General features: G+C 41.2%; 16 protein-coding genes. 10 read left to right on the plus strand and 6 right to left on the minus strand.

Going from position 1 to position 17,344, the window contains the following annotated elements:
- Window positions 1-69 precede the first annotated feature (69 nt).
- Window positions 70-702: an archaeal proteasome endopeptidase complex subunit beta gene (gene psmB / locus BMX02_RS05735; RefSeq protein ID WP_091689746.1), complete on the plus strand. Its 633-nt coding sequence runs from the start codon at window positions 70-72 to the stop codon at window positions 700-702.
- 103 nt (window positions 703-805) lie between these two features.
- Window positions 806-2,716 (plus strand): beta-CASP ribonuclease aCPSF1, encoded by a 1,911-nt coding sequence (locus BMX02_RS05740; RefSeq protein WP_091689747.1) that lies wholly within the window; start codon window positions 806-808, stop codon window positions 2,714-2,716.
- Window positions 2,717-2,737: 21 nt separating this feature from the next.
- Here the strand turns inward: BMX02_RS05740 and BMX02_RS05745 are convergent, their stop codons facing one another.
- Window positions 2,738-3,388, minus strand: a complete 651-nt coding sequence (locus BMX02_RS05745) for an HAD family hydrolase (RefSeq protein ID WP_091689924.1) — start codon at window positions 3,386-3,388, stop codon at window positions 2,738-2,740.
- Between the two features lie 125 nt (window positions 3,389-3,513).
- Between BMX02_RS05745 and BMX02_RS12245 the strand changes: the two genes are divergently transcribed.
- Both BMX02_RS12245 and BMX02_RS05750 read left to right on the plus strand, forming a co-directional pair.
- On the plus strand, window positions 3,514-3,639 hold the full coding sequence (locus BMX02_RS12245; protein ID WP_256360067.1) for a hypothetical protein: 126 nt from the start codon (window positions 3,514-3,516) through the stop codon (window positions 3,637-3,639).
- Window positions 3,636-3,848 carry a ubiquitin family protein gene (locus tag BMX02_RS05750; RefSeq protein WP_048194363.1) on the plus strand — a complete coding sequence of 71 codons (213 nt, stop codon included), beginning with the start codon at window positions 3,636-3,638 and terminating at the stop codon, window positions 3,846-3,848. The genes BMX02_RS12245 and BMX02_RS05750 overlap by 4 nt, the downstream gene beginning before the upstream one ends.
- A 219-nt stretch (window positions 3,849-4,067) precedes the next feature.
- Here BMX02_RS05750 and BMX02_RS05755 read toward each other — a convergent pair whose 3' ends face one another.
- The 5 genes from BMX02_RS05755 to BMX02_RS05770 all read right to left on the minus strand — a co-directional run bounded on the left by BMX02_RS05755 (window position 4,068) and on the right by BMX02_RS05770 (window position 8,970).
- Window positions 4,068-4,442 (minus strand): MreA family transcriptional regulator, encoded by a 375-nt coding sequence (locus BMX02_RS05755; protein ID WP_091689748.1) that lies wholly within the window; start codon window positions 4,440-4,442, stop codon window positions 4,068-4,070.
- Window positions 4,443-4,692: 250 nt separating this feature from the next.
- A complete protein-coding gene (locus tag BMX02_RS05760) occupies window positions 4,693-5,826 on the minus strand; it encodes a DUF2117 family protein (protein WP_091689925.1) in 1,134 nt (377 codons plus the stop codon).
- Between the two features lie 364 nt (window positions 5,827-6,190).
- The gene (locus BMX02_RS05765; protein ID WP_091689749.1) at window positions 6,191-7,777 is read right to left on the minus strand and encodes a sodium:solute symporter family protein; all 1,587 of its coding nucleotides are present in this window, start codon (window positions 7,775-7,777) and stop codon (window positions 6,191-6,193) included.
- Window positions 7,777-7,896: a symporter small accessory protein gene (locus tag BMX02_RS12295; RefSeq protein WP_342210531.1), complete on the minus strand. Its 120-nt coding sequence runs from the start codon at window positions 7,894-7,896 to the stop codon at window positions 7,777-7,779. The genes BMX02_RS05765 and BMX02_RS12295 overlap by 1 nt, the downstream gene beginning before the upstream one ends.
- Before the next feature lie 249 nt (window positions 7,897-8,145).
- A complete protein-coding gene (locus BMX02_RS05770) occupies window positions 8,146-8,970 on the minus strand; it encodes a molybdopterin synthase (RefSeq protein WP_091689750.1) in 825 nt (274 codons plus the stop codon).
- 178 nt (window positions 8,971-9,148) lie between these two features.
- Here BMX02_RS05770 and radC point away from each other — a divergent pair, with 178 nt between their 5' ends.
- From radC to BMX02_RS05800, 6 genes are all read left to right on the plus strand, one after another.
- Window positions 9,149-9,838: a RadC family protein gene (radC, locus tag BMX02_RS05775; RefSeq protein WP_091689751.1), complete on the plus strand. Its 690-nt coding sequence runs from the start codon at window positions 9,149-9,151 to the stop codon at window positions 9,836-9,838.
- Window positions 9,839-9,918: 80 nt separating this feature from the next.
- Complete coding sequence (gene mmp11 / locus BMX02_RS05780) at window positions 9,919-10,827, plus strand: methanogenesis marker protein 11 (protein ID WP_091689752.1); 909 nt, start codon at window positions 9,919-9,921, stop codon at window positions 10,825-10,827.
- Window positions 10,824-12,380 carry a thiamine pyrophosphate-dependent enzyme gene (locus BMX02_RS05785; protein WP_091689753.1) on the plus strand — a complete coding sequence of 519 codons (1,557 nt, stop codon included), beginning with the start codon at window positions 10,824-10,826 and terminating at the stop codon, window positions 12,378-12,380. Before mmp11 ends, BMX02_RS05785 begins: the two co-directional genes overlap by 4 nt.
- A gap of 372 nt (window positions 12,381-12,752) precedes the next feature.
- Complete coding sequence (gene cas1 / locus BMX02_RS05790) at window positions 12,753-13,949, plus strand: CRISPR-associated endonuclease Cas1 (RefSeq protein WP_091689754.1); 1,197 nt, start codon at window positions 12,753-12,755, stop codon at window positions 13,947-13,949.
- Window positions 13,950-14,053: 104 nt separating this feature from the next.
- A complete protein-coding gene (locus tag BMX02_RS05795) occupies window positions 14,054-15,601 on the plus strand; it encodes a hypothetical protein (protein ID WP_135644058.1) in 1,548 nt (515 codons plus the stop codon).
- A gap of 287 nt (window positions 15,602-15,888) precedes the next feature.
- Entirely contained in the window at window positions 15,889-17,127 is a 1,239-nt protein-coding gene (locus BMX02_RS05800; protein WP_091689756.1) for a right-handed parallel beta-helix repeat-containing protein, read from the plus strand.
- Window positions 17,128-17,344: the final 217 nt, after the last annotated feature.

Consider the following 17,344-nt stretch of genomic DNA (forward strand, 5'->3'; position numbering starts at 1 on the left):
TTGTATTGCGGGAAGCAAAACACATTTTTACCTATTGATTTTCTCGTTTTTTACTATGAGGTATAATTAATGGATAATGATAAGCATTTAAAAGGCACAACTACTGTAGGTATAGTGTGCTCTGATGGAGTAGTCCTTGCTACTGAACAGAGAGCAACCATGGGGAATTTTATCGCCAGCAAGACTGCAAAGAAGATCTACCAGATCGATGACCTTGTGGGAATGACCACAGCAGGCTCTGTAGGCGATGCACAGCAGATCGTACGTGTCATTAGTGTAGAATCCAAGCTTTTCAAGATGCGCAGGCAGGAGTCAGTTACCATTAAAGGTATTGCGACACTTCTCTCTAATTTGTTGAGCGGACAGAGATATTATCCACTTATGGTCCAGTTGCTTATTGGCGGATTTGACAAGAACGGACCCGCAGTCTATTCACTGGATGCACTTGGAGGCAAGATCGAAGAGACAAAAGCAGTGTCAACAGGTTCAGGTTCTCCAATGGCATATGGTGTTCTTGAAGACCGCTATAAGGATGACATGACCGTAGAAGAAGGAGTTGACCTTGCAATACGTGCTCTTCACAATGCAATGAAGAGAGATTCCGCTTCCGGAGAAGGCATTGACGTCGTTGTGATCACAAAGGACAAGTATGAAAGACTTGATCAGGAAGAGGTTAAGGAAAAACGTAAAGCTTTATATTGATTTTATGAAGATCAGATCCGTTCTTACGGTTTTGATCGAATTTTAATATATTTTTTTTAAATTTTAACATTTTTTGACTTTTTTGAAATAGGAAGGCTATTTAATGGCAATAGAAGATGTACTATCTGACCTAAAAAAGAAAATAGAAGAAAAGGTCCCTGATGGAACGACCATCACCAGTGTTGAGTTCGAGGGGCCACAGCTTGTTGTTTATACTGAAAATCCTAAAAATTTTGCAGACAATGGTCATATCGTGAGGAACCTTGCAAAAACTCTTCGAACAAGGATAGTCGTTCGTCCGGACCCTAAGGTCTTAGTTCCTCCAGAGGATGCTATCGAAAAGATAAAAGATACCGTTCCAAAAGATTCCATTCTAACTAATTTTCACTTTGATCCTGATGTGGGAGAAGTGGTCATAGAAGCGGAGAAGCCCGGACTTGTGATAGGTAAGCATGGAGAGACGCTCCGTGAGATCACAAAGAAGATCGGCTGGACACCAAAGGTTGTCCGCACGCCGCCTATCAAATCCCGAACTGTTAACAACATCAGGGAATTTATGCGAACCAATCACAAGGACCGTAAAGAGATCCTTAAGACCGTTGGGCGCAATATTCACAGGGAATGCACATCAAAGGATAAGTGGGTAAGGGTCACATCATTGGGAGGTTGTAAAGAGGTAGGAAGAAGTTGCTTCCTTTTATCAACCCCTGAGTCAAAGGTCATGATTGATTGTGGTGTGAACGTCGGTTCAGACGATAACATGACCCCTTATCTCTATTTGCCTGAGGTACAGCCACTTAACCAGATCGATGCTGTCGTACTGACACATGCTCACCTTGATCATCAGGGACTTGTTCCTCTCCTTTACAAATATGGCTATGAAGGTCCTATTTACTGCACATCACCTACAAGGGACATGATGGTGCTCTTACAGCTGGATTATATCGATGTGGCTGCAAAGGATGGTAAAAGGATACCTTATGAATCTTCAAATGTGCGTGACGGACTTAAGCACACCATTGCACTTGGTTTTGAAGAGGTTACCGACATTGCACCTGATATCAAGCTCACATTCCATAATGCCGGCCATATCATTGGTTCAGCAATATCACATTTCCATATTGGTGATGGTCTTCACAATGTTGTTATCACCGGTGACTACAAGTACGGTCCTACAAGGCTCTTTGACCCGGCTGTCAACAAGTTCCCGCGTGTTGAGACCGTCATAACCGAATCTACCTATGGTGCATCCTCGGCAATACAGCCATCCCTTAAAGAAGCTGAGAAGAACCTTCAGCAGATCGTCAAAAGGACCATTGCCAACAATGGTATTGTACTGATCCCTGCGTTTGCTGTTGGAAGAAGTCAGGAAGTCATGATAGTTCTTGAAGATGCTATCAGGAAAGGTATAATTGACGACATTCCTGTCTATCTTGATGGTATGATATGGGAAGCTACAGCCATTCATGCGACCTATCCGGAATACCTGAACAATAACCTCAGGAAACTCATCTTCCAGAAGGGGCAGAACCCGTTCCTTGCAGAATGCTTCAAGCCGGTAGATTCCCATGATCTGCGAAAGAAGATCATTAATGATCCACACCCATGTGTGATCCTCGCAACCTCTGGTATGATGAATGCAGGCCCCGTTATGGAATATTTCAAGGCATTTGCACCTGATCCTAACAACACACTTGTGTTCGTCGGTTATCAGGCAGATGGTACACTTGGAAGACGTATCCAGAAAGGCTGGAAGGAGATCCCGCTCTCATCCAAGAACGGAGCAGAGGTCGTCCAGATGAATATGGATGTGCAGGTAGTCGATGGTTTCTCAGGACACTCCGACAGAAAACAGCTGATGGATTTCATTAAGAAGATGAAGCCACAGCCAGAGCGTGTTTTCACTGAGCACGGTGATGAACGTTCCTGTATCGATCTTGCAAGTTCATTGCACAAGAAATATCGCCTCGAAACGAGAGCACTTACAAACCTTGAGACTGTAAGGCTTGTTTGAAGCGGATGATATCAAAAAGATTTACCTGAGCGGTTCCAGATCTGCCAGAAATTTCAGCAATTGGCTGTGATCCTGGAATATCTGGTCTGCTCTTTTAAGTTTTTCAGTATCCACATAGGTTGAAACTGCCACACAGTGAATTCCGGCATTCTTTGCAGAATCTACGCCAAGTGGTGCGTTCTCAATAACAAGGCAGTTCTCTTTTTCGACTTCAAGTATTTTCATAGCTTTCAGGTAAGGTTCAGGGTGCGGTTTCCCATTGGTGACATCAGCACCTGAGATTGTCACCTCGAAGATGTCCGGATAGAACTCATTGATCATACTGTCCACGATCGGGCGATCGGAACCGGAAACCACGGCAAGATGGAAGTGGCTTTTAAGGGTCTTCAGTAGATCATACATGCCGTCAAAAGGAGCAATTTTCTTATTTTTTAAGAACAGTTCACGTTTTCGAACCCGAAGCTTTTCGATAATTTCCGGGTCTGCTTCAAGGCCAGCTTTTTTGAATATGAGCTTGATGACGCCTACGTGGTTAGAACCTTCAATATCATAGATATCCTGCCTGACAATATCAATACCAACTTCAGAGAATGTGCGTACCCAGGCATCAGCATGACATGGCATAGAATCCATAAGGACTCCATCAGCATCAAATATCAGTGAATTGAACATGCATTTAAATTCCGGCTGATATGACATAAAGATTACCTGTTCGGTCTTCCTTTTAATGGTTTATATAACGGTTTTCGAAAGGATTAATAACTATACGAGCCCATTTTATTAATGAGGTGAAATGTATGTCAAAGTATCACAAACGCGAGTCAGAACGTAAGGGTGAAAAGAAGGTCGAAATTCTGGAAGACAAATTAATACACGAAAACCTCGAGGATCTCAAAGGAGAAGGCGGTGAAATACTAGATTGAGTCCACAAGTAGAAGTAAAGATCTTCCCTGAAAGTCCGGAAGGACAGATCATAGATGTTCCCGATGGAGCAACCTATGAAGATCTGTTGAAAATTCTGGACATAAATCAGGAGCTAGTAATATTATTAAATAACGGTCAGGCTGTTCCCATTGATGGAACAGTCGATGCCGGAACAATAACTATTCTTAGAGCGATATCAGGTGGCTGATATAATCGTATAATATGATACAGCACAGTAATATGATTCAGTATAATATTTACTGCGATGTAATTTTACGATACAGTTACACGATATATTGATACAATATATTAATGCGACATATGGTCACATAAATCAAAAAAGCAAAGCTAGTTTGATGCTTCTTTCTTACAACCAACGAGCACGCCTGACAAAAAAAACCCGGATGGATCTAGATCCGGGGGTTCTTTATTTGGCAAGAGTTTTCAGTTTGTTGATTATGCGTATTCTTGCTTCGTTTTCCTCACGGATCTTTTGTTCATAATGTTTAATGATCTTTCCAAAAGGCGTTGTTAAAGAATAGATCTTTGTAGGCCTTCCTTTTCCGGTCACTTTTTCATTATGGACTGATATCCAGGAGTTCTCTCTCATTTCTCTCATTGCAACACTGACTTCGGGTTGACGAAGACCTGTGCTCATTTCTATTTCCTGTGAAGAGGCTTCCTTCACATTTGATAGATATGCAATGGTCGTAGCAAGATTCCGTGTCATTCCAAGACTTTTGAGAGACTCAACGATCTCCTCGTTGGATTCACCCAATTGCTTTCCACCAAAGCTTATCATGTTCACCACCGTACCACTATTGTAGAGTAAATACTGTAGAGTATTTTCTACCCCCAATTAAAGATGTGTCATTATTATATTTAAACTGTGTGTGACGAATTAGGCAATTCTACATGTATTATATAAAATTGAATATGCTTCTCCTATATGTATAATCTCTAAAGATCGATCTTCAAAATCATCCCGGAATTCGTATAGAAGAACTACTATGGGGGAGTTAGTATGGAAATCTTAGAGTAAGATTAATGAGTCAGTAATTGGTCAACAATACCAACTTTTCCCCAACGATCTCCAGAATACTTTCCCTCATTTTCTCAAAGCTGTCAAATCTTGCACGATCATTGTCATCGAAAAGTTTGTTGCGTATCAGTTTTCCGATAATATCATCCCATCCTGGTTCAAGTTGCAGGACCTGAGAGCCCGGATAAAAGTGTGCAGTGTGCGAAAAACCATCGGGATCACCGTCGGTAATACCAATAACAGGAACATGCAACCTGTAGAGAATATCACCGGCTATTGCGGTCGTATCATCGCCCACAGTGATCGCACATTTACATCCGTCAGCAAGTTCTATGGATCGCTCTGCTATGTGATCTATCAAAGTCGCCATAAAGGAAGAGTTGCTTTCATGGATCAGGGTATGGCATCTTTTAGGACCGGTACCAACTTCAGGCAAACTTCGCCTTATTGCACCTGTCTTAACCCAGGCTGTCCTGATATCAAGCGGTTCCATGGATTCGTACATGTGCAGTTTCTCAAGTCCATGCTCTTTTATTATACCGCCCTCTAATCCGGTTACAAAACCGTTTTCCACCACAATTGAAACATCATCAGACGTGGCTTTACCAATGACGAATCCTTCTATCATGATAAGCTCGCCAGCATGAACTCCCCGTATCTTTCTCATGGTCTTTGTGCCCACAGTCGAGATCTGCACGTCTCCGTGATCCTGACCTTCAGTAACTGGCATTCCAAGCAGATCTCCCATTTTTGTTGCGAGATCGTAACCTCCATCATTCCAGTAGATCACACTGCCATCTTCACAGCCCGGGCTTTCTATCTGTATGATGGGCTTGAGGTTCCTGTCCGAAAGCCTGGACATGACAATACTGCCAAATTCAAGCCCGTTACCTGCTGTTTTCCCATGGTTGAGCAGGCAAACGGCATCACAGGAGCCAAGAAGAGAATCGATAGCATTACTGGGTTTAAGGCTTTCCTTGATGTCTATACAGTCTTCCATGAGCGCATCCATGACTGCGATCTTTCCCATTGTGCCACCAAGCTTCGCAGTGACCTCTCCCATACCTGAGAGCATCTCCAGTATATGTTTTGCATGACCGGAATCGATCACTTCAGGCCCGTGGATAACAACCCCTATCTTCATAGTCAATACTTTGTAATGGACCTTATTTTTGGTTTTCGATGCTATCATAAAATAATCAAATCAATACATTTATATTCAATGTAAGCGAACCTAAATTAGGCAAAAGTCGAATAATTATTATAAACTATAAATCCATCCCCTCTAAACTTCCGTCATAGACTTTTGCCTTTCACATAATCTTCTTGATATCAATTTTTGATATCTGTTTTGCCACTTCACAACAAAGGCTTCCAGCTCATGCTTTTGAGCTGGTTGAGTCAGGCTTCTTGATCTTAAAATGTTTTTACAGAAACGTTTAAGTCATTTTTAAAAATAAAAAAAGATGTGGATAGGAACATCTACATGAATTACTACCTTTTTATCTTTATTTCCTGTAACAAAGTTCTAAATGTTCCTCGGATGGAGGCTTTGTGGCAAAGCTGACAACTACTGCAACTATCATTGCAATAGGGGTTGCCACAAGGATAGGATCGACAACTGTCCATGTTCCTGTCAGCAATGTGTCCATGCCGAAGATCGCCTTTGATATACCGAGAGGGACTGCTTCCTTTGCATGGACGAATGTAAGCCAGAACAGGCTGCTTACAGTACCTACCAGCAGACTTGCGATAGCACCTTCCTTTGTCATTCTCTTCCAGAACAATGCACCGATGTACATAGGAAGGAATGCTGCTGCACATAATCCAAAGAAGATCGCTGTTGCTCTTGCAATGATACTTATTGGAAGTATGTAGGCAAGGATGACACTTACAAGAATAGTTACTGCAATACCAAGCCTTGTTATGTTCACTGTATTTCCGATATCCCCTTTCTTAATGAACTCACGGTAAAAGTCATGTCCGATAGCCGTTCCCATTGTGTGGAACTGTGAGCTCAGCGTTGACATTGCAGCTGCAAGCAGTGTCAGCATGAGCAGGACAACGAACAATTCCGGCATGGCACCATTGATATATTCCGGCATAATGAGGTCAGTGTTTCCTTTTGCTGCTGCTACTGCAATAAGTCCCTGTGTCTTCTGGAAATAGACATTTGAGAGGGCTCCTACAGTAAAAGCCACACCGGTCATCATAAGGATGAATGGTCCGCCTACGAAGACAGCACGATTTAATGCCTTGTCGTTCTCAACTGTCATAAACCTGACAGCAAGCTGAGGTTGTGCCAGTACACCGATCCCAACTCCAAGAACGAGAGTTGATACCAGCGTCCACCAGATGGGCGTACCAAAAGCCGGCATCGCTGTCCATCCAAGATGACCTCCCGCAGCAAGGGATTCAGGAACAAGGTTTGACATGCCTGTGAGTGCCTCGTGTGCTGCAGTGACACCTCCGAGCTTGACATATGTCAGTGCAAGCAGGATTATCATGCCAATGAACATGAAAGCACCCTGCAATGCATCAGTATACATCACAGCGATAAGTCCACCTGTAATGACGTAAGCTGCTACAATGATCGTAAGGATAAGAACTGCAATATCGTAGTTCACACCAAGGGTTGTTTCAAGAAAACGTGCTCCGCCAATGAGAACTATCCCTGCATATAGAGGCATGAATACGCCGATGAGGGCTCCGGAAAATCCCTGGATGAACCGGGACTGGAAACGTTTTCCAAGCAATTCCGGGAATGTGACAGCATTGAGACGGGCACCAATGCTTCTTGTTCGTTTTCCAAATATGACAAAAGCGATGAAGATACCGACAATGATGTTCATCACTGCAAGCCAGAGAAGACCCATGCCAAGGGCACCTGCAGCACCGCCAAATCCGACGATCGCAGATGTACTGATAAATGTCGCACCATAGGAAAGTGCAAGAATATAAGGATGTATCGTTCGCCCGGCTACCATGTAGTCATCGATCTGCTTTGTTTTCTTGTATCCTAATAATCCCAGATAGAAGATTATCATTAGATAGATAAGTACAATAACTCCGAGCAGGGGTGTGCTAACTGTCATTAAAAGTCCTCCTGCTCTTCTTCATTCCATTTCAAAAGACCATAAACCATACAACCAAGAGCGCTTACAATGCAAAGTACGTAGGCGATCCAGATCTGGGGGTCATCTATTCCTAACATAATTATCACCACGTTTTTTTCAAAAATGTATAAATCATGTCACTCGTTAACACGAACAATACTTTAAGGTTTCGTATGATACAAGTATATTTTATAAGTCATTGGGCACATGTTGGCACAAATGTGCACATATATACTTTAGATGAAGTCTAATAAAAATATCAAAAGTAGTACGGATAAATGTTGGAATTAAATGAAATGAAAATGATTTAAAAATAAAAGAGTGAATGCGCTGAGCTGAATAACAACTCAGGCATGATCATGTACCCAGAAGTTACCGTCAACTGTTATCTCTTTCTTCCATATGGGCACTTCTGACTTTACCCTTTCAAGGGTCTCGGCAAGTGCAGCGAAAAGCTGCTGTCTGTGTCCTGCTGCTACGACAATGTACACAATATCCTCCAGAGGCATTATACTGCCGACCTTGTGATGGATAAGTACATCTATAATACCTTCCTGCTGCATGATCTCTTCGCGGATCTTACGGATGCTTGCATCAGCAGCCTTTTCATAACTTTCAAACTCGAGCTGGCTGGTCCGGAAGTCCTCATTGTCCACACGGACTATTCCGGTAAAGCTTCCTATACCGCCTACCTTTTCAATCCCAGGAGTCTCTTTTATCTGCTTGATCAGAAGATCAAGTGTCACATGGTCAGGCTGTTCCTTTATCAGTTCCACAACCTCGTCAAGATCCCAGTCAGACCTTGCAGGCAGCTTTGCAACCACATTCTGGACATCCTCATCCATATATCCCAGTACTATCTTCGCAATAGGGCTGTCCTTTGCACCTTCGACCACAGCGAAGTCCATACCTGCATCTGCAAGAGCATCGATGGCCTTTTCAATAGAAGGATCACGCTGGATGGAAACAAGTTCGCTGTTGGTGACCGCTGTGACCATATCAGCACCGGAATCAAAATGTTTGCCGGTATCAGTGTTCGGATCATCAAGCCTATGGTCAAGCATCATTTTGGCCGTTCCCACACGTCCAAGCTTTGAAAGTTCCTGAACCAGCCTTGTAACAAGGGTCGTTTTTCCTGTGTTCTTGTAGCCTATTACTGAGATGACTTTCATGGTCTTTCTGTATTTTCAGCTCACTATATAAGTACGTTGGATTATGGAAATACAAATAGAAATGGAATCGGAAAAGTAAATGAAAACGAAAAGTGAAAAAGGATATTCCTTATAAAAATATTAATCAACAACTTAAATCTCGTCTACTTTATATTAATCCTCTATATTATAGGGCTTCATGTGTGCTCACAAAGTACGGATACATGATATGCCTGAAGAGGAACGACCAAGGGAACGTTTATTGAAATACGGCCCAGGCTCACTATCAAATACAGAGTTGCTGTCAATTATCCTTCGCACAGGCTCAAAAGACGAGAATGTCCTGAACATGTGTGCGCGTATATTTTCTGAATACAACCTGAAGCAGCTCAGCCAGGCAAACATAAGCCAGCTAACAAATATGCGTGGTATTGGTCCAGCAAAGGCCACACAGATAGCTGCTGTTTTTGAACTTGCAAGAAAACTGGAGGTCTTCATGGATGATCCTAAAAGGAAGATACGATCTGCCGGTGATGTCTATTCACTGCTCTATCCAAAACACAGGGAGCTCAAAAAGGAAATGCTCACTGCCCTCTATCTTGATACAAAGAACCAGATCCTTCGTGAGGAGGTAGTTTCTGTAGGCAGCCTGAATGCAAATATCGTCCATCCGCGTGAGGTGTTCAAGTCAGCACTAATGGAGTCCTCGGCATCGGTCATATTGACACATAATCACCCTTCAGGTGACCCGTCACCAAGCAGGGAGGACATAGCTGTTACTGAGAAGCTTGTTGAGGGCGGGAAGATCCTCGGGATCAATGTGCTTGATCATGTGATAATCGGGGATGGGAGATATGTCAGTCTGAAAGAGGAAGGATTCATCAATTGATATGGAATTTGGGTGTTATGTTTGACTGCCTGTTCTATTTGACAAAACTTTTAAACCATTGCCTGTAATTATCCATTCAGATGAAAGAAGTAGAACTTACAGACCCCTATACTATACCTTACAGGGGCATATATGCAGTCTGCGATGAAGAGAATAAGAACGCAGAGATCATTGAGCATACCAATTGCTATAGTGGGGCTGCATGGTCACGTTTTCATTATGCGAGATCTCCCCTGATACAGCAGGCACGTGCTGTGGGGAACATGACCCGCTATCTCGTGAACACTGGAGCGTGTGACCTTTCACTCAAGGCATCTGTGGCTGCTGCAGGGATCGAATCTGTAGTGGTCGAAGACGATGAGGTGTCCATAACCTATGCCGGTCTTGGCGGCGGCGGTGTGGGAGCTACGAAATGCAGGGCACTTGCACAGGGAGTGCTACGCTACAATGTGAGTGAATCAGGTGGTGGAAGAGCTGCCAAAGGCACTATTGTAGTTCCAAGGCGTGAGCGTGTCCTTATCGGTATCGATGATACTGATACAAAGGAAGAGGGTGCCACATGGTCCATGACACACAACATAGCAATGGCGCTTAACTGCAATGAATCCGTTTATCTTTCACATTCACTTGTACAGCTCTTCCCGGTATCGGCAAAGACGCAGAACTGTGTTTCCACAGTGCTTGAGTTCGGCTGTGTCAGCAAGGAAGCAAAGCAGGAGCTTCTGGAAGACCTGAAGGCTGCACTTCTCAAATACAGTGTGTCCGATGAGACCGGAATGGTCGTATTATCCTCATTTGAAGCCTCCAGGATGGAGGAATATAGCACCCTGTGCCGCAGTGGTGAGCTTACTAAAGACTTTGCCATGCAGTATGCACGGGACAACGGTGTCGATGTCTGGCTTGATGGCAATGGAGTCATTGGTGCTCTTGCATCACTTGCGTGGTTCGCACGACCTGACGAATCAGTAGACCTGGAAGCAAAGTTATGAACAGAACTGACAGGGAGGTCGGAACTTCAGAAATTACCGGGCTGGAAGCTCTTTATTTTGCATTGATTGACAGCAAGGTGGAGATGGTCACGGGAGTTGCCGGATTTCCTGTTACTGCCGTAATGGAATATTTCGAGAAGAATCTCGGTTCTGACATTCCCACACTGTGGATGACGAATGAGAAGGTCGCCCTCGAAGCAGCACTTGGTGCTTCGGTTTCAGGCAAGAGGTCCTTGGTCCTCACAAAGCATGTGGGTATGAACGTCCTTTCCGACCCCCTTGTTACAGCTGTTACTCACACCATTGGTGCCGGGGTAGTGATTGTTGCCGGAGATGATCCGGGGGTCAGAGCATCCCAGAACGAGCAGGATTCACGATGGTACGGTGAGGTGGCAGAGGTTGCTGTATTCGACCCCTCCGGCCCGGATGCTGCATACGGGTCACTTGTCAGGGCATTCGAACTTTCTGAAAGAACAAAAACGCCGGTCATAGTCAGGATAACGGATCGTCTGGAAAAAGCCACAGGTCCTGTCACAAGATCCGATGACATTAAAGCAGAGACCGAAGCTACATTTGACAGGTCTATCTGGAAGCTGACAATGCGTGGTAAGCATCAGCATTTTCACATAAATGTACAGCCATTGCTTGTGGATGAAGCAGAGAGCAGTTCACTGAACCGATCTGTTAGATCAGGCAGATCAAGCAAAACAGATAAAGTAGGAATAATTTCTTCCGGCTATCCTTCTTTACTTGTAGATGAGCTATTATCCGAAAGGCAGCTTGAGGTTTCACATCTTTCACTTAATGTTGTATCTCCTCTTCCTGTCAGGAAATTGAGAGATTTCATATCCGATCACGAAAAAGTTCTTGTTATTGAGGAAAGTGAAGCCTTTATCGAATCCCACATCAGTATCTGTGAGAATGTGCTGGGAAAGATGAGCGGGCATCTCCCATATGGTCGCATTGAAAAAGAACAGATCGGTTTTGCGATCGAGAACATCGATAAAGATAAGGTAACTGAATATACTTTTATTGAGACCATTGAGGAAAGGGGTTCACGTTCTTTGTGCGAGGACTGTCTTTTCCTGCCGGTCTATAGAATGCTTCATGATCTGGATATTTTCATAGCAGGTGATATGGGCTGCTCCATACGCAGTGCCCCTGCGCCCCTTGAAGCCGTTGATGTCGGATTTGCACTTGGTGCTGCTATTTCCACAGCTATAGGTTTCGATAAGAAGTCCGTTGCTGTTATAGGCGACTTCGGACTTTCACATTCCGGAATTATAGGTCTGATAAATGCTGTCGAGAACGAACGTGATGTACTGGTACTGGTACTGGACAACAGGACAGCAGCAATGACAGGTGGACAATCCACGCCTGATCTTACAGATGCTGTAAAAGCACTTTGTGATGATGTCACTGTCTTTGAGTTCAATGATCCAGAAATTGCTGGTAGCAGGATAAAGGAACTTGAAAGTCTTGTAAGGAATAAGCTCGCAGTAAAGGGTGTTTCGGTAATCTATGTAAGGGCTGAATGTGTTTTGTATAAGTGAAGAATGGGATATGGGGAATTTGGACGGCTTTTTGTGGGTTCGAATCTTACCCCCCGCACAATACTTCGGGGATATAGGGAAAGTACGAAAAGGCAACTCCTAAAACTTTCTAACTATACCCTTCTAGTAAGGCCGTCTACTTACGGCTTATTTTAAGTAAGTCTTGAGAAGGAAAATTGTCTTTTTTTAATTTATTAAAACGCAATCAGTAAGCACATTTTATGCAAAATATTTATATGCTAAAAATGCATATTACATATGTACATTTCTATCAAATTATTCAGCTAATTATCTGTAAGATTCAAAAAAAATAGTATTGAAATCGATGCATTAGTTTAGCTGATTATTTGGACTAATGGAAGGTAATCTACAATGAAAATGCTACTTCTAAACGGCCATGGAATCAACATGCGGGTTGATGCTGCTAAACTCCATATCAGGGATGGAAGATTTTCAACCACTGAAGATCCTCAAGAGTATGTGTTCTCTCCCAAGAGGATGGATGTTGATAGTATCATTGTTTATGGTAGAAGTGGATCTCTGAGCCTTGAGGCTATCAGATGGTTGGTCAAACACAATGTACAGATTACAATTCTCAATTGGGATGGAAAACTGTTGACAACAATGCTTCCTTCTGAAAGTACCAATGTTAAGACAAAGTTTGCCCAGTACCACGCTTATGAAGATCAGGATACAAGAGTAAAGCTTGCAAGGAAGTTCATTGAAGCCAAGTTCTCTAAATCTGAAGCTGTTCTTGATTATCTGCAGCAAAGGTATCCTGAGATTGAGTACGATTTTACTGATGACAAAGCCAGACTTGAGAAAGCCAAATCCATAAGGGAAATACTTGGTGTTGAAGGTGGAGTTGCCTGGAAATACTGGAATGAGTATGCCAAAGCTGTTCCTGAACAGTATGATTTCAAGGCAAGAACTGATAATTACAGAAGGGCAAACGGAGCAGGCGACAAAGTCAATGTGATGCTTAACTATGGGTATGCATTGCTTGAATCTGAGTGCCTGAGAGTCATTAATTCAGTTGGTCTTGATGCTCATGTTGGTTTCCTTCATGAGATGAATCAGAGCAAGTACAGTCTGGCTTATGATTTCCAAGAGCTGTTCAGGTTTATTGTTGATCTCGCTGTAATGAACCTGATTGAAAAGGGAGCTATGGATAACAAGGATTTTGTCAGGACTGAGAGCTTTTCTTTGAGGTTAAGACCAACTGGAGCAAGGAAGGTTACTGAAGAGTTTAATTCTGTGATGAATAGCAAAGTCGAGTATAGGAAAAAGAATAGTTCTTGGGGATCTGTCCTGTTGCTCAAAGCAAGGGAACTAAGCCATCATCTTGTTGGAAAGAGAAAAGCTGTTGAGTTCATGAATCCTTCTTATAAGATTGAAAGACATGATTCTGATTTATTGAGGAAGAAGATCATTGATATGCCTTATACTGAATGGAAGAAGATGGGTTTCTCTAAGGGTACATTGCATTACATGAAACAGAATGCTAGAAGTGATAAGCCGTTTACACTCAATGCTCATGTTAGGGAAAGGTTGGAAGGATGGGAATAAAAAGGATGAGTAGCAAAATTATTTATAAGTAAAGGATTGTATCAAAAATGAATTAATTAAAAGCAAAAATTTCTAACTTGTCACAAAAAGAGCAAGGTGTAATCGTGAAAACAGTAATGTTCATATTCCTTCTTGTCCTCTTTTTACCTTTATCTAGTGCACAAGGTCTCGATTTTGACTCAGAAAGATCTCCTCTATTAAGGGATAACAATTCCCCAATAATTCAAGATGTTTATGGATCTTATGTTTTGACTAATAACACAAGTTTTAGTGGTAAAATAAAGGATTTCAAAGATTCCAATGTCGCTTTTAATTTTACATTTAACTTTACTTCAGGTAGTCAATCGATAAAAATACAAGACAAGATCATTAATCCAGAATCTTCTTTTTTTTTCAGGTTGGATTACGTTGTTTCACCTGAAGTTCATATGATTGAAGCTTTTAGTTTTAACTTAGGCCTATGGCCAGAAAGACTAACAAGTCCAACTCTGTCAACTCTATCAACAGGCCCTCTTGCTGTTTATAATGAGGATAAGGTTTTAATTTTTCCTACACTACCCAATTCAAGTAACTACTTAGTATGGAAAAATAATGGGTCAACAATTATCTCAATAATTACTACTCCTAAAAAAGAGCAAGATTCTTTACATCTTGATATTATGTACTTAGATAAGGAGACAGAAACCTATCGCAATGAAGTTACTAATTTAGGTTTTTTAGATGAAAAAATTGATGTTTTGTTATATGAACCAACTTCTGCTATACGTGACATTTCACTACACTACGAAAATGGCACTTCCCAAGAAATAGACTTTTCTGATCCAGAAGATGTTGTTAAGTGGAGTTTTGAGAATGTAATTGTCAAAAATGGAAGTGCACAATGGGGATCTCCTTATTTCACCTACAATCAGTTTAGTAGTACAAATGAAACATTTGAAAGTATTAGTTTCGATGAAGCTTTGAAGTTGAATTCTTCAGAATGGTTGTATGATGGAAAACAATTTTTTAGAATATTTGAAGGGAATATAGAAGAAGTCACTGTTGATTATTCAATAGATGGAATTTTTCACTATATACTTGTAACTCAAAGCCAAATTGTACCAAAAATTGTTATCGAATGTAAAGACAAAGAGATTAACCAATTATCTTTAAAATATAACCAATCTGGAACCACAAAAATTGAAACGATAAACGCTAATGATGATAAAATTATTTTTAATGAACCACTATTGCTTGAAGGTTCTTCTTTTTATTTTCCATTTGACAGCTATCAATCTAAAATTTATGCCATAAATCCACCATCACTTAAAGAAAAAAAAAGTGAGTTGCCTTTCGTAGATGGTTCCCGCTTTGAAGGCGATGCACATTTTAAGAGAGATAAAATTGAATTTGAAATGACAAGCCGTAAAGATATTAAATGCCAATATTGGTTAAGCTTATTATTTTTTTCCATATCATTTACTTTGTTACTATTTTGGGAAAATAACACTAACGACAATAGAAAAAAAATACTCGAAATTATTTCTATTATTTTTGTTTTTATTGGTAATCAAACATTTTTGGTTAGTATCGGCACGATTCTTTTTTTGATCATAGCCGTCTTTATAGTTTTTTTGAAGCGTAAACCATTTTTCAAAAACTGTTGTGCATAATATAAAAAATGGGTTTTGTGGACTCTTTACACAAGCCCGTACAAAAAATCTGGGTTACCTATATCCCCGCACAATACTTCGGGGATATAGGTAAGTAGAAAAAACCGAACTCCCAAACTTTTTGTATGTTAGATTTTTGTGTAAAATGAATATGATCTGTGCTTAAAATTAGTAACAGTTATTACTGATCCAATTTCTAAAAAAAGTATTAATAGTTTGAAAAACCACTTTTAAATATAGATAAAATTCGGTATGTATCTTTTTAATTATTTGGTGGGGGTGAGGAAATGAGAATTAAAAAGAATATGATGATTTGTTTTGGAATGGTTTTAGTATTAATGACCATTGGAACAGCAACAGCAGGCACGATCACAGTGAACAACAGCACAGGACCAGTAGCAGATTATACCTCGATTCAGGATGCTGTAGATGTCGCAACTAATGGGGATACAATCCTTGTTTACCCAGGAACGTATGTCGAAAACGTGGATGTAAACAAAGAATTGACCATTATCGCAGAATCCGGACCTGATGTTACCACTGTCCAGTGTGTTCCGGGGATGGACGATTACGTCTTCCATGCTGGAAATTTAACCGAAAATGTTAATGTGACCATCAACGGCTTTAATGTAACAGGTGGTAGAGGGATAGGTTTTTCAGAATCCTTACACAGCGAGCTGAGAAATAACATTATATCGGACGGGGGAATTTTTGCTGGTGGTAGCGACATTACCGTGATCAATAACACCGTAATTTCGAAAGGAATAATATTATACGATAGTGAAGGTATTTTAGAGAATAATGAAGTGTTTTCTTGCTCTGGTACTGGAATAACTATTGAAGGTCAGGCAGACGGCACCTTGGTTAACAACACTATATATGAGAATGGTGTAGGAATTAGGATATGGGACTTTGGCAGCGGCGATATTTACAACAACACCATATATAGGAATGAAGTTGGAATCAAGATATATGGGAATTCCTACGGAAAGATAGCTAACAACTATTTCAACAACACGATGAATGCTCAGATTGATGTACCTTATCTCGGCATATACATCACCTGGAACACCACCAAAACAGCAGGTGCAAATATCATTGGTGGTCCTTTCCTTGGCGGAAACTACTGGGCACATCCGAATGGCACAGGTTTCAGCCAGATTGGTGAAGATTTAGATGGGGATGGGATCTGCGATTCACCATATATAATTGATGGGAACAACACCGACTACCTGCCATTGTATTTACCAACACCTGTTGATAAAATGGAAGCTCTCAAAGAATATGTGAATGGTCTGGATGGAGAGGTTGCAGATTCTACCAAACATGTTCTCAATGTAAAACTCGACGGTGTAATCAAAAATCTTGACAAAGGAAATAACGATAATGCCATCAAAAAACTTGAGAATTTCATTAAATTTGTTGATATAAAGGAAAGGCAAGGTAAGTTAGGAACTGAGCAAGCTGAATACCTAATCAATGAAGCAAATTCTATCATTGAGATGATACAGAATTCAGAAGGGTAATATAACCCTTCTTAATTTTTTGATAAACTGATCTGATTAAAAATCATCAACAGCATTCTCCCCAGTTCTCCAACCTCTCCTTTACATGAGCATTGAGAGTAAACGACTTATCGCTCTGGCTTTAAGTTTCATAACCCTCAATTTGATACTTAGAATTTAGCAACATTAAAATCAACATCATCCGGTTGATTTTAAGTATGCTAAATAGTTACCTTAT

It is taken from the genome of Methanococcoides vulcani (genome assembly GCF_900111645.1).
Classification (GTDB): domain Archaea; phylum Halobacteriota; class Methanosarcinia; order Methanosarcinales; family Methanosarcinaceae; genus Methanococcoides; species Methanococcoides vulcani.

Coding starts and splice junctions, on each gene's coding strand:
- psmB (WP_091689746.1), top strand. CDS start 70: ATGGATAATGATAAGCATTTAAAAGGCACAACTACTGTAGGTATAGTG.
- BMX02_RS05740 (WP_091689747.1), top strand. CDS start 806: ATGGCAATAGAAGATGTACTATCTGACCTAAAAAAGAAAATAGAAGAA.
- BMX02_RS05745 (WP_091689924.1), bottom strand. CDS start 3,388: ATGTTCAATTCACTGATATTTGATGCTGATGGAGTCCTTATGGATTCT.
- BMX02_RS12245 (WP_256360067.1), top strand. CDS start 3,514: ATGTCAAAGTATCACAAACGCGAGTCAGAACGTAAGGGTGAAAAGAAG.
- BMX02_RS05755 (WP_091689748.1), bottom strand. CDS start 4,442: ATGATAAGCTTTGGTGGAAAGCAATTGGGTGAATCCAACGAGGAGATC.
- BMX02_RS05760 (WP_091689925.1), bottom strand. CDS start 5,826: ATGAAGATAGGGGTTGTTATCCACGGGCCTGAAGTGATCGATTCCGGT.
- BMX02_RS05765 (WP_091689749.1), bottom strand. CDS start 7,777: ATGACAGTTAGCACACCCCTGCTCGGAGTTATTGTACTTATCTATCTA.
- BMX02_RS12295 (WP_342210531.1), bottom strand. CDS start 7,896: ATGTTAGGAATAGATGACCCCCAGATCTGGATCGCCTACGTACTTTGC.
- BMX02_RS05770 (WP_091689750.1), bottom strand. CDS start 8,970: ATGAAAGTCATCTCAGTAATAGGCTACAAGAACACAGGAAAAACGACC.
- radC (WP_091689751.1), top strand. CDS start 9,149: ATGTGTGCTCACAAAGTACGGATACATGATATGCCTGAAGAGGAACGA.
- mmp11 (WP_091689752.1), top strand. CDS start 9,919: ATGAAAGAAGTAGAACTTACAGACCCCTATACTATACCTTACAGGGGC.
- BMX02_RS05785 (WP_091689753.1), top strand. CDS start 10,824: ATGAACAGAACTGACAGGGAGGTCGGAACTTCAGAAATTACCGGGCTG.
- cas1 (WP_091689754.1), top strand. CDS start 12,753: ATGAAAATGCTACTTCTAAACGGCCATGGAATCAACATGCGGGTTGAT.
- BMX02_RS05800 (WP_091689756.1), top strand. CDS start 15,889: ATGAGAATTAAAAAGAATATGATGATTTGTTTTGGAATGGTTTTAGTA.